12 protein-coding genes are annotated in these 12,662 nt (G+C 74.9%); 8 read left to right on the forward strand and 4 right to left on the reverse strand.

Annotated elements, in window-relative coordinates:
- Positions 1–27: 27 nt before the first annotated feature.
- Positions 28–1,200 (reverse strand): acyl-CoA dehydrogenase family protein, encoded by a 1,173-nt coding sequence (locus tag ACU610_RS06575; protein ID WP_446766907.1) that lies wholly within the window; start codon positions 1,198–1,200, stop codon positions 28–30.
- 161 nt (positions 1,201–1,361) lie between these two features.
- On the opposite strand from ACU610_RS06575, the gene ACU610_RS06580 reads away from it, so the two are divergent.
- The 4 genes from ACU610_RS06580 (at position 1,362) to ACU610_RS06595 (ending at position 5,245) form a co-directional block, all read left to right on the forward strand.
- Positions 1,362–1,805 carry a cupin domain-containing protein gene (locus tag ACU610_RS06580; protein WP_446766908.1) on the forward strand — a complete coding sequence of 148 codons (444 nt, stop codon included), beginning with the start codon at positions 1,362–1,364 and terminating at the stop codon, positions 1,803–1,805.
- Complete coding sequence (locus ACU610_RS06585) at positions 1,802–1,945, forward strand: hypothetical protein (protein ID WP_446766909.1); 144 nt, start codon at positions 1,802–1,804, stop codon at positions 1,943–1,945. Before ACU610_RS06580 ends, ACU610_RS06585 begins: the two co-directional genes overlap by 4 nt.
- A 396-nt stretch (positions 1,946–2,341) precedes the next feature.
- Complete coding sequence (locus tag ACU610_RS06590) at positions 2,342–3,664, forward strand: bifunctional 3'-5' exonuclease/DNA polymerase (RefSeq protein WP_446770697.1); 1,323 nt, start codon at positions 2,342–2,344, stop codon at positions 3,662–3,664.
- Positions 3,665–3,811: 147 nt separating this feature from the next.
- Entirely contained in the window at positions 3,812–5,245 is a 1,434-nt protein-coding gene (locus ACU610_RS06595) for an SGNH/GDSL hydrolase family protein (protein ID WP_446766910.1), read from the forward strand.
- A gap of 96 nt (positions 5,246–5,341) precedes the next feature.
- On the opposite strand, the gene ACU610_RS06600 is transcribed toward ACU610_RS06595, so the two are convergent.
- From ACU610_RS06600 to ACU610_RS06610, 3 genes are all read right to left on the reverse strand, one after another.
- On the reverse strand, positions 5,342–5,695 hold the full coding sequence (locus ACU610_RS06600; protein ID WP_446766911.1) for a nuclear transport factor 2 family protein: 354 nt from the start codon (positions 5,693–5,695) through the stop codon (positions 5,342–5,344).
- A 475-nt stretch (positions 5,696–6,170) separates the two neighbouring features.
- Entirely contained in the window at positions 6,171–6,560 is a 390-nt protein-coding gene (locus tag ACU610_RS06605; RefSeq protein WP_446766912.1) for a hypothetical protein, read from the reverse strand.
- A 142-nt stretch (positions 6,561–6,702) separates the two neighbouring features.
- A complete protein-coding gene (locus ACU610_RS06610) occupies positions 6,703–8,139 on the reverse strand; it encodes an MFS transporter (protein ID WP_446766913.1) in 1,437 nt (478 codons plus the stop codon).
- A gap of 135 nt (positions 8,140–8,274) precedes the next feature.
- Here ACU610_RS06610 and ACU610_RS06615 point away from each other — a divergent pair, with 135 nt between their 5' ends.
- The 4 genes from ACU610_RS06615 (at position 8,275) to ACU610_RS06630 (ending at position 12,662) form a co-directional block, all read left to right on the forward strand.
- Entirely contained in the window at positions 8,275–9,099 is an 825-nt protein-coding gene (locus tag ACU610_RS06615; RefSeq protein ID WP_446766914.1) for an acyl-CoA thioesterase domain-containing protein, read from the forward strand.
- Between the two features lie 100 nt (positions 9,100–9,199).
- Positions 9,200–10,360, forward strand: a complete 1,161-nt coding sequence (locus tag ACU610_RS06620; RefSeq protein WP_446766915.1) for a Gfo/Idh/MocA family protein — start codon at positions 9,200–9,202, stop codon at positions 10,358–10,360.
- Positions 10,361–10,554: 194 nt separating this feature from the next.
- Complete coding sequence (locus tag ACU610_RS06625) at positions 10,555–11,535, forward strand: substrate-binding domain-containing protein (protein ID WP_446766916.1); 981 nt, start codon at positions 10,555–10,557, stop codon at positions 11,533–11,535.
- A gap of 65 nt (positions 11,536–11,600) precedes the next feature.
- On the forward strand, positions 11,601–12,662 hold the full coding sequence (locus tag ACU610_RS06630; protein WP_446766917.1) for an ABC transporter permease: 1,062 nt from the start codon (positions 11,601–11,603) through the stop codon (positions 12,660–12,662).

Here is a 12,662-nt window from a genome sequence, read left to right on the forward strand (position 1 = left end):
GCCGTCGCGGCGCGAGCGGGCGCCGGGTCAGTAGGACCGCGGCAGCCCGAGCACCTTGGTCGCGACGAAGGCCTTGATCATGTTGTTGTTGACCGGGGCGACCTGGTACATGCGGGTCTCGCGGAACTTGCGCTCGACGTCGTACTCGTCGACGAACCCGTTGCCGCCGTGGGTGTCAAGGGCGACGTTGGCCGCGGCCCAGCTGGCCTCGGAGGCCAGGTGCTTGGCCATGTTGGCCTCGGCCCCGCACGGCCGGCCGGCGTCGAACAGCCGGGCCGCCTCGTAGCGCATCAGATCGGCGGCACGGACCTTCATGTAGGCGTCGGCCAGTGGGAACTGCACGCCCTGGTTGGCGCCGATCGGGCGGCCGAAGACCTCGCGCTCGATGGCGTAGGCGGAGGCCCGCTCGACGAACCAGTAGCCGTCGCCGACCGCCTCGGCGGCGAGCAGGACGCGCTCGGCGTTCCACCCGTCGATGACGTACCGGAAGCCGGCGTCCACCTGGCCGATGACGTGGTCCGCGGGCACGCGCACGCCCCGGTAGGAGACCTGGTTGGTGGCGTAGTTGAACATCGTGCGCACCGGCACGACCTCGAGGCTCTCCGGCTGCTCGGCCCGCACCCGGCGCAGGTCGACGAGGAAGAGGGTCAGCCCGCGCGTCCTGTCGGCCCCCCGCTCGCTGGTGCGGGCCAGCACGAGGGCGAGGTCGGACTCCTGGATCCGGCTGGTCCAGTTCTTGTGCCCGGTGATCACGAAGTCGTCGCCGTCGCGGGTCGCGGTGGTGGCGATGGCGGTGGTGTCCGACCCGGCCGCGGACTCGGTGATCGAGAAGGCCTGCAGCCGCAGCTCACCTCGGGCGATCAGCGGTAGGTAGGTGTCCTTGAGGGCCTGGCTGCCGTGCCGCAGCAGGGCGCCCATCGTGTACATCTGCGCGTGGCAGGCGGCGGAGTGGCCACCGGAGCGGTTGATCTCCTCCATGACGACCGACGCCTCGGTCACGCCGAGGCCCGCGCCGCCGTACTCGGTCGGGATCAGGACCGAGAGCAGGCCGGTCGCGGTGAGGGTGTCCACGAACTCCTGCGGGTAGCGGCGGTCCCGGTCGGTGTCGCGCCAGTAGGCGTCGGGGAACCCGGCGCACAGGGCGCGGGTGCGGGCGCGCAGTGCCTCGACGGAGGTCTCGTCGGTGCCGGCGGGGGACATGGGCGTCCTTCCGAGGGTCGTGTCGGGGGAGCGGTGCGGGTGGCCGCCGTCAGGGACACCGCCGCCCTCCGCAGCGGGCTTCATCGTGCCAGCGGACTCCGCAGCGCCGTCCGGCCGCTCGGCGGTGTCCACGGGTCGGCGCAGAGGTGTCCACTCCCCTGGTGACGGAGCGCCTGGTGGACATCGACGACGCCGACCTCGACGCCGCCCGGGTGGCGCTGTCGACCTCGACGATCGAGGAGACGGTCGGCCGGGCGCTGCGCGAGGCGGCCGCCTCCGCTGCCCGTCGCCGCGAGGTCGAACGGCGGCTCGACGGCTCCTCTGCCACGCGCCGGGGGAGCGACGAGCCAGAGGGAGCAGTGCCGCCACAGGTCCGGCACAGCGACGAGGCCGAGCCCGAGGTCTGGGACGACCCGGTGCGCGGCGACGTCTCCTTCCGGGTGCTCTTCAGCGCCGACCGCACGCCGACGTCCGCGCTGCACACGGGGCTGGCCGAGCTGGCGCCCGGTGGCCGGCTGGGGCTGCACCGGCACGCCCGGGCCGAGGTCTACCACGTCGTCGAGGGCAGCGGGGTCGTCGTCCTGGACGGCGTCGAGCACCCGTGACGGCGGGATCGGCGGTGTTCGTCCCCGGTGACGCCGAGCACGGCACCCGCAACACCGGCGAGGGTCCGCTGCGGTTCGTGTACGCGTTCGCGACCGACTCGATCGACGTCGTGGTCTACCGGTTCTCCGACGAGGGGTGACCGACGCCCTCTCGGTGCGTCCGCGACCTGTCGGACCGGGCCGCGAGACTGCGGGGGTGAACAGGGTCGTCCTCGTGCGCCGGGCCGAGGGGGTCGTGGCGGCCCGCGAGCTCGCCGACGACGGGACGACGGTCGGGGAGACGCAGCTGGCCGCCGGCGAGCTCGCCCGGTTCGTCCGGGAGCGCGAGTGCGTGCCGGTCCGCTGGGTGTGGGACGACACCACCCGCTGGTACCCGGGGCTGCTGGACGCCGGCGTCCGGGTCGAGCGCTGCACCGACCTGCGGCTCACGCACGCGGTGCTGCGGCGCTCGCCCTCCGTCGACCAGTCCCTGCTCGCCGGCGGCGCGACCGCGGCCTGGGACGCGCTGCAGCCGGTTCCCCCCCGCGGACCCGGCGCTGTTCCCGCTCGAGGACCCGGCCGACGGCCTCGACCCGCTCGCCGAGCACGAGCGCCAGCAGGCCGCGCTCGCCGCGTCGACGCACCCCGCCCGCCTGGCGCTGTTGCTGGCGGCGGAGTCCTCCGGTGCGCTGGTGGCGGCCGAGATGACGCACGCCGGTCTGCCGTGGCGGGCCGACGTGCACGCGCGCCTGCTCACCGAGCTGCTGGGGCCGCGTCCGCCGCACGGCGGGCGCCCCGCGGTGCTGGAGGCGCTGGCCCGGGAGGTCCGCGCGGCGCTGCGGGCGCCGGACCTGAACCCGGACTCGCCCGGCGTCCTGCTGCGGGCGCTCCAGTCGGCGGGGCTGGCGGTGGAGGACACCCGCTCGTGGACCCTCGAGCAGCTCGACCACCCCGTCGTCGGCCCGCTGCTGGAGTACAAGAGGCTCTCCCGGCTGCTGACCGCCAACGGCTGGGCGTGGCTGGAGGCATGGGTGCGCGAGGGCCGGTTCCGGTCGTCGTTCGTCCCCGGCGGCGTCGTGACCGGGCGGTGGGCCTCCAACGGTGGAGGAGCGCTCTCGGTGCCGGTGCAGGTCCGCCCGGCCGCGGTCGCCGACGACGGCTGGCGGCTCGTCGTCGCCGACGTCGCCCAGCTCGAGCCGCGGGTGCTCGCCGGCATGAGCGGGGACGGCGCGATGGCCGAGGCCGCCCGGGCGGCCGACCTGTACGAGGGCATGGTGGCCGGTGGCGTGGTCGAGACGCGGGCGCAGGCCAAGGTCGCCATCCTCGGCGCGATGTACGGCGCCACCCGGGGCGAGAGCGGCCGCGTCCTGCCGCGGCTGACCCGCCGCTATCCGCGGGCCCTCGGGCTGGTCGAGGAGGCCGCCCGGGCCGGGGAGCGCGGAGAGGTCGTGACCACCCTGCTCGGCCGCGGCTCGCCACGCCCCACCGGCGCGTGGGCCGAGCGCGCCGTCGCGCTGGGCGAGCCGCCCGAGGTCACGGGGTCCCGGGAGGAGCACGACCGGCACCGCCGGGCCTGGGGGCGGTTCACCCGCAACTTCGTCGTCCAGGGCACCGGCGCGGAGTGGGCCCTGTGCTGGCTGGCCGACCTGCGCAACCGGCTGTGGCGCCTGGGCGGCACCGGCTCGCTGCAGCAGCGGCCGCACCTGGTCTTCTTCCTGCACGACGAGGTCGTCGTCCACACGCCCGGGCACCTCGCCGAGTCGGTCACCGAGGAGGTGCGCCGCGCCGCTGCGACGGCCGGGCGGCTGCTCTTCGGCGCCTTCCCCGTCGACTTCCCGCTCGACGTCGCCGTCGTCCGCTCCTGGGCCGACGCCGGTTGAGCGCGGGGCGTCCAGCCGCGACACGCGGTGCGGGCAGGGCCGTTCGACATCGTCGGACGAGCGCTGTTGTCACCACGGCCGACGGCCTCCCTAGCCTCCCGCCACGCCTCAGACCCCGACGGGGTCGCTGGTTCGAGGAGGAGCAGCATGAGAGTGCGATCCCTGACGACAGCCGTCCTCACGGCGGCCGGGTGCGTGGTCCTGGCCGCACCGGCGCTGGCGGTTCCCCCGCAGCAGGCGCCGCCGCTGGCGACGCACCAGGAGCCCGGCGCGGAGCCGTGGGTGGCGGCGTGGACCACCGCGCCGCAGGGCGTCTACCCGCTCGGCTACGCGGTGGCACAGCCCGGGCCGCTGGGCGAGGTGGTGCCCGGTGTCGAGCAGCCGCTCCTCGAGTACGCCTTCCCCGACGAGCAGGCGCAGGACCAGACCATGCGCATGGTCGTGCACCCGGGCATCGGCGGCGACGAGTGGCGCGTGCGGCTCAGCAACCGGTTCGGCACGCAGCCGGTGACCTTCGGCCGCGCGACCGCCGCCCTGCAGCAGAGCGGCGCCACCGTCGTCCCGGGCACCGAGCAGCAGCTCACCTTCGACGGCCGGCAGTCGGTGACCCTGCAGCCGGGTGAGGAGGTGCGCAGCGACCCCGTCCCCATGGAGCTCACCGACGCCGAGGCGCAGCGGTCCAACGTGGCGGTGAGCCTGCACGTCGAGGGGTCGAGCGGGCCGATGACCTGGCATGCGGCGTCCTTCACCAGCTCCTACGTCACGGACCCGGGCGCGGGCGACCACACCGGGGACGCCACCGATGAGGCGTTCCCGCACTCCACGACGAGCTGGTTCTTCCTGACCGGGCTGGAGGTGCTGCGGGAGGACGCCGGGACGGTGGTCGCCCTCGGCGACTCCATCACCGACGGCTTCTTCTCCACCATCAACGGCAACGACCGCTGGCCCGACGTGCTGCAGCGTCGCCTGCTGGCCGAGGGCGACGACGAGGTCGTCTCGGTCGTGAACCAGGGCATCGCCGGCAACATGGTGACCCGGGTGGGGCGCCTGCCGGGAGGCTGCACCCCGTGCGACGGGCCGCCGGCCGTCGACCGGCTCGACGAGGACGTGCTCAGCCAGCCCGGCCTGCGCGCCGTCGTCCTGCTGGAGGGCATCAACGACCTCGGCGGCGGCGGGGCGACGGCGGCCGAGGTCACCGCCGGCATGGCGGAGATCGCCGACCGGGTGCACGCCGCCGGGATCCCGATCATCGGGGCGACGCTGACCCCCTCGGGCGGCGCCGAGGCCGGCCTGGCGAACTACGGCACGGCCGGGACGGACGAGCAGCGGCGGGCCGTGAACGACTTCATCCGCACCAGCGGGGTGTTCGACGCCGTGGTCGACTTCGCGGCGGCCACCGAGGACCCGGCCGACCCCGGTCGGCTGCTGCCCGCCTACGACACCAACACCTCGGTGGGTGGCCCCGGCGACCACCTGCACCCCAACCGGGCCGGGTTCCTCGCCATGGGTTCCGCGTTCGACCTGGAGGAGCTGCGGCAGCTCGTCGCCTCCGCCGCACCGCTGGCCATGGCGGCCGGCTGACGACGGCAGGGGCCGCCGGAGACGGTGACACCCCGTACTCCCGGAGGCGGCGTCCCCGACGTGGGGGCGCCGCCTCCGCCGTCCCTGGGGCCGCCGCTACTGCTCGACGTCCATCCGCTGCACGAGGCCGCCCGTGAAGGCGTAGACGTGGCGGACGTCGCCGACCGCGAGCAGGGCGCCACCGCGGTCGCGGACCACCTGGTGGACGGCGACCTCCACCGTGCCGTCGGGGCGCTCGCGGATGCCGGTCGGCTCGACCCTGGGGCGGATCTCGGCCCACTGCCGCTCCCAATAGCGGCGGACGGCGTCGTGCCCGACGACCCGGCCACCCTCCCAGCCGTTGGGCCAGTCGACGTCCGGGGTCATGGCGGCCAGCACCGTGTCGATGTCGCGTGCGTTGAAGGCCCGGTACAGCGCGCGCAGCGACTCCTCGCGGTCCGGTGCGGTCATGTCGGTCGTCCTCCTGGCCCGACGTCGGGGTGTGGCAGCACACCGTCGCACGACCCGCCGCCACGGACGCCCGCACGCGCCCGGAGCCGACCTCCATTGCCGTTATGCCCAACTGCGGCCCTATGAAGACAGCCGGCCCCGGCGGTCTGCCGGTGCAGGCGGCCGGCGAGCGGCCGCCCGGACCGAGGAGGAGCCGTGCGGAAGCTGGTCGTCACCGAGTTCGTGACCCTGGACGGCGTCGTGCAGGCGTCCGGGCGACCCGACGAGGACCGCTCGGGCGGGTTCGGCCGCGGTGGGTGGCAGCCGCCGTACTGGGACGACGCCACGGGTGCCCAGTCGGTCGAGTGGTTCGCCACCGCCGAGGACTTCCTGCTGGGCCGCACCACTTCCCCGACACGAGCGCCGACGACGACCGCGCCGCGGCCGGGGCGGCCGGGTCGCGGCCGTAGCCGGTCCGGTCGCCCCGGGCCCGGGCTCAGGACCGCCGCAGGCCGGCGGCCTGGAGCCCGGCGAAGGCGGCGACGACGACGGCCTGCAGCACGGTCCACGCCGCGCCGACGGCGGTGGGGCCGCCCACGCCGGTCGCCGCGACGGCGACGCTGCCGACCGCCCACAGCACGTTGGCCGCCACGACGGTGCGGACGGCGGTCGGCGCGGGCCGGGCGGCGACCGCCCCGACGACGGTGCCGAAGAGCAGCAGGAAGACGCCGGCACCGCGCAGCCACCCGGCGGACAGGCCGAGCAGGTCGCCGAGCAGCGGCGCGGCGAGCAGGTAGGCGGCGCCGTTCGCCGCGGTGACGACGGCGTCCAGGCGCAGCGCGAGCCGCAGCAGGGAGGGGACGGGGCGAACCGTGGTGGTGGTCATGCCCGACACGCTCCCGCTGGTGCAGCCGCCGGTCGATTACCCGCGAGGTAGGCGGCGGGCGGTGGGCCCACCGCCGCGGAGCGGCCCGTCGGGGCGGCCCTGTTCGCCGGCGCCGGGGCGGTGCACGGCTTGACCGGCCCGGCTACCGCCCCGAGAGCTGCCCGCTCGGGGTCGCGGCCTCCGCGGGCCGGCCGGGGGAGGAGCGCCGCCCCCACCCGAGTCCCAGCCAGGCGACGGCCGCCGTCGTCGCGCACACGGCGACGCCGACGAGCGCGAGGGTCGTGTAGCCGCCGGCCGCGGGTGCGGCCGCACCGGAGGGCGTGGCCGCGGCGAGCAGGGTGGCGGTGAGGGCGCTGCCGAGCGCGAAGCCCACGTACCGCAGCACCTGGTTGAGGCTCATCGCGCTCCCGGTCTCCGAGGGCGGGACGGCGGAGACGACGAGCGCGGGGAACGCCGCGAACGAGGCCCCGACCCCGAGGCCGGCGACGGCCATGACGAGGAAGAGCTGCCAGAGGTCCGAGCGGGCGAGGGCGAACAGGACGAACGCGGCGCCCTGCACGCTCGCCGCGACCGGGAGGACGACGTGCCGGCCCGCGCGGTCGGCCAGGAGCCGGGCGAGCCGCCCGCCCAGCACGCTCGCCGCCGAGAACGGCAGCAGCGTCAGCCCGGCGACGACGATGGAGGTGCCGAACCCCGCGCCGTCGGACGGCGGCGCCTGCGCGAGGACGGGCACGGCGGTCAGCAGGAGGTAGTTGGACAGCCCGACCAGCAGGGCCGCCGAGTGGGCGGTGAGCGCCAGGCGTCCGCGGGCGAGGCGCAGGTCGACCAGGGGCCAGGCCGTCCGGCGTTCCCAGCCGACCCAGGCCAGCAGCGCGACCGCCGAGGCGGCGGCGAGCGCCCACAGCAGCGGCGACGTCCACCCCCACACCTCGACCTGGCCGAGGGCGAACAGCAGCCCGGCCACCCCGGCCCCCAGGAGCAGCGCGCCGACGACGTCCAGCCGCCCCCGCGGGGCCGCCGTCGACGGCGGCAGGACCACCGCACAGGCGAGCAGCGCCGCGAGGCTGACGGCGGCGCCGGCCCAGAACGCGGCGTGCACCCCGCCGAGCTCGGCGACCAGGCCCGCCAGGGGGTAGCCCAGCCCGACACCGGAGACCACCGTCACCGACAGCACGGCGATGGTGGACCGCGAGCGTTCCCCCTCGAGCGCCTCGCGGGCAGTGGCCATGGCCAGCGGCGTGAGCCCGAGCCCGACGCCCTGCAGCGCGCGGCCGGCGATCAGCCAGCCCAGCCCCAGCGGCAGGGCGGCCAGCATCCCGCCGAGCGTCACGACCGCGAGGACGGCGAGGACGACCCCGCGCCGGTGCGGACCGTCGCCGAGCCGCCCGACGACCGGCGTGGCCACTGCGCCGACGAGCAGGGTGGCGGTCAGCGACCACTGCGCGCCCGGCAGCGTCGTCCGCATGGTCTCGGCGATCGCCGGTACCAGCGGCGCACCCAGGCTGCTGATGACGGCGACGACGGTCCCGACGAAGACCAGCACCGGGACGAGGGCGCGAGGGGACCGGGCGACCGTCATGGCCTCCAGGGTCCCAGATCGTTGCGTTGATCAACCGGTGAGCCGCCCCACGGTGCCCGGTCCGCGTCCGGCGTTGGCATGCTCGGGACACCGCCGTCCGCGTGGCCCCGCCACCCTGCTCCCCGGAAGCCGACCATGCCCGACCCCGCCCCGACCGCAGCGCCGCCGGCCTACTTCGAGCGCCTCGGGTCCGGCCGGTTCCGGGCCACCGAGCACACCGGTGGCGCGTGGTCGGTCACCGAGCAGCACATCAGCCCGCTCAACGGGCTGCTCGTGCACGCGGTCGACCGGTTCGTCGCGGAGCGCGCCGTGGTCGTCGGTGCGGCTCCGGACGGGCTGGTCACCGGCCGCATCACGTTCGACATCCTCGGCGTCGTCCCGATCGACGAGGTCGACGTCTCCGTGGAGGTCGTGCGCCCCGGGCGGACCGTCGAGCTGCTCGAGGCCGTCGCCGTCTCCGGCGGGCGGGCCGTCCTGCGCGCCCGCGCGTGGCGGCTGGCGCGGCACGACACCGCGGCGGTGGCCGGCGGCGCCCCCGACCCCCTGCCCCCGCCGGACGGGCTGCCGTCGTCGCCCCTCTCGGCGGTGTGGCCCGGCGGCTACATCGCCTCGCTCGACGTGCGCCCGCTGCGCCCTCCCGAGCCGGGACGGGCCACCGTGTGGCTCGCCACCCCGGTCGCCCTGGTCGCGGACGAGCCGGTCGGCGAGCTGGCCCGGTTCGTCGGCCTGGTCGACACCGCCAACGGCATCGCGGTGCGCCGCTCGCCGAGGCAGTGGATGTTCCCCAACATCGACCTGACGGTCCACCTGCACCGGCAGCCCGCGGGCCGCTGGGTGGGCCTGGACACCACCGTGGTCTTCGGTCCGGACGGTTCCGGCCTCACCACGACCGTGCTGCACGACCTCACCGGCCCGGTGGGGCGGGCCGAGCAGCTCCTGACCGTGCGGCCCCTGACCTGACCCCGGCCCAGCGCTGACGGCCGCCCGGGCGTCCGTCCCCGCCCTGCCGGTCCCCGCGGCCCTACGCTCGCGCCCTCGACCGGCCGCGGAGGGGGCGTTCATGGGGACGATCGGCGTGGGGGTCATCGGCTTCGGGTGGATGGGGCGGGTGCACGCCCAGGCCCACGCGCGGCTGCGGCACCACTTCCCGGACCTGGGCCTGGTCCCGGAGCTCGTCGCGGTCGCCGACGACGTCCCCGGCCGGGCCGAGGCGGCCGCCGCGCAGTTCGGGTTCGCCTCCGCGACGGCGGACTGGCGCGAGCTGCTCGCCGATCCGCGCGTCGAGCTCGTCTCGGTGACCGCGCCGAACTGGCTGCACCGCGAGCTGGGCGTCGCCGTCGCGGAGGCCGGCCGGCACCTGTGGATCGAGAAGCCCGTGGGCCTGACCGCGGACGACGCGCGCGCGGTGGCCGGCGCCGTCGCCGCGGCCGGCGTGCAGGGCGCCGTGGGGTTCAACTACCGGCACGCGCCCGCGGTGGCCCTGGCCCGCCGGCTGGTCGACGAGGGCACGATCGGCCGGGTCACGCACGCCCGGTTTTCCTTCCTCAGCGACTACGCCGCCGCCCCCGAGGGCGCCCTGACCTGGCGGTACGAGCGGGCGCGGGGCGGCAGCGGCGTCCTGGGCGACCTCGCCTCGCACGCCGTCGACCTCGTCCGGCACGTGCTGCACGGCGAGATCACCTCCGTGCTCGCCGACACCACGGTCTTCGTGCCCGAACGACCGCGCCCGACCGGCGCGACGTCCGGGCACGCCGTCGCGGCCGGCGGCGTGCCCGGGCCGGTGGAGAACGACGACCACGTGGCCGCGCTGCTCCGCCTGTCGACGGGGGCCCGGGTGGTGCTCGAGGCCAGCCGGGTGGCGGTGGGGGAGCAGAACGCCTACGGCTTCGAGGTCCACGGGACGACGGGCCGCCTGGCCTGGGACTTCCGCCGGATGGGCGAGCTCCAGCTCAGCCGCGGACCTGCGGCGCAGGACCAGCCGGTGTCCACCGTGCTGGTCGGGCCGGGGGCCGGGGAGTATGCCGCCTTTCAACCCGGCGCCGGGATCGCGATGGGCTACGACGACCTCAAGGTGGTCGAGCTGCGCGACCTGCTCGCCTCGATCGGAGCCGGCCGGCCGGTGGGCGTCGACCTCTCCGACGCCGTCCGCGCCGCGGTCACCCTCGACGCCCTCGTCGCCTCCTCGGCGAGCGGCACCCGGGTCGAGGTCCCGGCGGTCTGAGCGGACCCGGCCCCATGCCGTGGGGGCTGGGCGTGATCGCTTCCGCAGAGGACCCTTGACGCGTCTGGTGGGCCATGTCACATTCCACATGTCACTATGTCCAGACAAACGGACCTCATCGCGGGGGGCGGCGTCCGGGAGCTGGGCAGGTCAGCGGCCGCCAGGAGGGTGGCCATCCCGACGAGGAGACGCGCATGAGGAACACCCGGAGGTCGCTGCAGGCGGCGGTGGCGGTCAGCGCAGCGACCGTGGCGCTGGCGGCGTGCAGCAGCCAGGGCGGGGCGCAGAACGAGGGCGGTGGAGCTGCTGCGGAAGGCGAGAGTTACACCATCGCGATGGTCACGCACGAGGCCCCCGGTGACACGTTCTGGGACAAGATCCGCGCCGGCGCCGAGGCGGCTGCTGCGAACCACAACATCACGCTGAACTACTCCAACAACCAGGACGCCGGCGAGCAGTCGACGCTCCTGCAGAACGCCATCGACCAGGGCGTGGACGGGCTGGCGACCACGCTGCCCACCCCCGACGCCGTGGGCCCGAACGTGCAGAAGGCGGTCGACGCCGGGATCCCGACGGTCGCGTTCAACGCCGGCATCAACGACTACCGGAACTACGGCGTCACGATGTACTTCGGCTCGGACGAGGACCTGGCCGGGCAGACCGTCGGCACGAAGCTCGCCGCGGAGAGCCCCGGCCACACCGTGTGCGTCATCCAGGAGCAGGGCCAGGTCCAGCTCGAGGCCCGCTGCGCCGGCGTGGCGAAGACCCAGCCCGACACCGAGGTGCTCTACGTCAACGGCCGCGACCTGCCTGCGGTGCAGCAGACCATCGGCGCCAAGCTGCAGGAGGACCCCTCGATCGCCAACGTGGTGGCCCTCGGCGCCGACATCGCGCTGGCCGCCGGGCAGGCCAAGGCCGACTCGGGAAGCCAGGCCAACATCGCGACCTTCGACCTCAACGCCGACGTGGCCCAGCAGATCCAGGACGGCGGCATCCTGTTCTCCGTCGACCAGCAGCCCTACGTCCAGGGCTACATGGCCGTGACCTCGCTGTGGCTCAACCTCACCAACGGCAACGACATCGGCGGCGGGGGCCCGGTGCTCACCGGCCCGTCCCTGGTCGATGAGTCCAACATCGACACGATCGTCGAGTACGCGCGGAACAACACCCGATAACCCACTCGGGGGGAGCCGGACGGCCCGGCTCCCCCCGCCCCGTCCTCCCGACCCTGGAGCAGGCCATGAGCTCATCCGTGGCGGCGAAGCCGTCCACCGCACCCCCGGCCGCACCCGCGGGCCGCGCCCAGCGATCCCTCGTCTCCCGCGTCCTCGGCCGTCCCGAGATCGGTGCGCTGGCCGCGGCGATCGTCATCTTCGCCTTCTTCTACGCCGTCGCGGAGCCGTTCCGGACCCTCCCGGCGCTCGCAACGGTCCTGTACGCCTCCTCGACCATCGGCATCGTCGCGGTCGGCGTGGCGCTGCTGATGATCGGTGGCGAGTTCGACCTGTCCGCCGGTGTCGCGGTGACCACGACGGCGCTGGCGTCGGCGATGATCTGCTACCAGTTCAGCCTCAACATGTGGGTCGGCGTCGTCGTGAGCCTGCTCATCGCGCTGGTGATCGGCTTCGTCAACGGCTACCTCGTGATGCGGACCGGGATCCCGAGCTTCCTCATCACGTTGTCCACCTTCTTCATCCTCCAGGGCATCAACCTGGGCGTCACCAAGCTGGTCACCGGCACGGTCGCCACGCCGAACACGAGCGCCCTCGACGGGTTCGCGTCCGCGAAGGCGGTCTTCGCCAGCGACATCGACCTCGGCTTCATCACGCTGAAGGTCACCGTGCTGTGGTGGCTGCTGTTCGTGGCCGTCGGCACCTGGCTGCTGCTGCGTACCCGCACCGGCAACTGGATCACCGCGGTCGGCGGCAACCAGGCCAGCGCCCGCGCGGTCGGTGTGCCCGTCCGCGCCACCAAGATCGGCCTGTTCATGGGCGTGTCGTTCCTCGCCTGGTTCCTGGGCATGCACCTGCTGTTCAACTTCAGCACCGTGCAGGCCGGCCTCGGCGTCGGCAACGAGTTCATCTACATCATCGCCGCGGTCGTCGGCGGCGCCCTGCTGACCGGTGGCTACGGCTCGGCCGTGGGCTCCGCGCTCGGCGCGTTCATCTTCGGCATGACCACCCAGGGGATCGTCTACGCCGGCTGGGACCCCAACTGGTTCCGCGCCTTCCTGGGCGTGATGTTGCTGCTTGCCGTGCTCGTCAACCTGTACATCAAGAACTACGCCGCCCAGAGGAGATGA

The organism is Geodermatophilus sp. URMC 61, from assembly GCF_052931555.1.

Bases quoted from the DNA above. Each gene is read 5' to 3' on its own strand.
- ACU610_RS06575 (WP_446766907.1), bottom strand. From the start codon at position 1,200: ATGTCCCCCGCCGGCACCGACGAGACCTCCGTCGAGGCACTGCGCGCC.
- ACU610_RS06595 (WP_446766910.1), top strand. From the start codon at position 3,812: ATGAGAGTGCGATCCCTGACGACAGCCGTCCTCACGGCGGCCGGGTGC.
- ACU610_RS06600 (WP_446766911.1), bottom strand. From the start codon at position 5,695: ATGACCGCACCGGACCGCGAGGAGTCGCTGCGCGCGCTGTACCGGGCC.
- ACU610_RS06605 (WP_446766912.1), bottom strand. From the start codon at position 6,560: ATGACCACCACCACGGTTCGCCCCGTCCCCTCCCTGCTGCGGCTCGCG.
- ACU610_RS06610 (WP_446766913.1), bottom strand. From the start codon at position 8,139: ATGACGGTCGCCCGGTCCCCTCGCGCCCTCGTCCCGGTGCTGGTCTTC.
- ACU610_RS06615 (WP_446766914.1), top strand. From the start codon at position 8,275: ATGCCCGACCCCGCCCCGACCGCAGCGCCGCCGGCCTACTTCGAGCGC.
- ACU610_RS06620 (WP_446766915.1), top strand. From the start codon at position 9,200: ATGGGGACGATCGGCGTGGGGGTCATCGGCTTCGGGTGGATGGGGCGG.
- ACU610_RS06625 (WP_446766916.1), top strand. From the start codon at position 10,555: ATGAGGAACACCCGGAGGTCGCTGCAGGCGGCGGTGGCGGTCAGCGCA.
- ACU610_RS06630 (WP_446766917.1), top strand. From the start codon at position 11,601: ATGAGCTCATCCGTGGCGGCGAAGCCGTCCACCGCACCCCCGGCCGCA.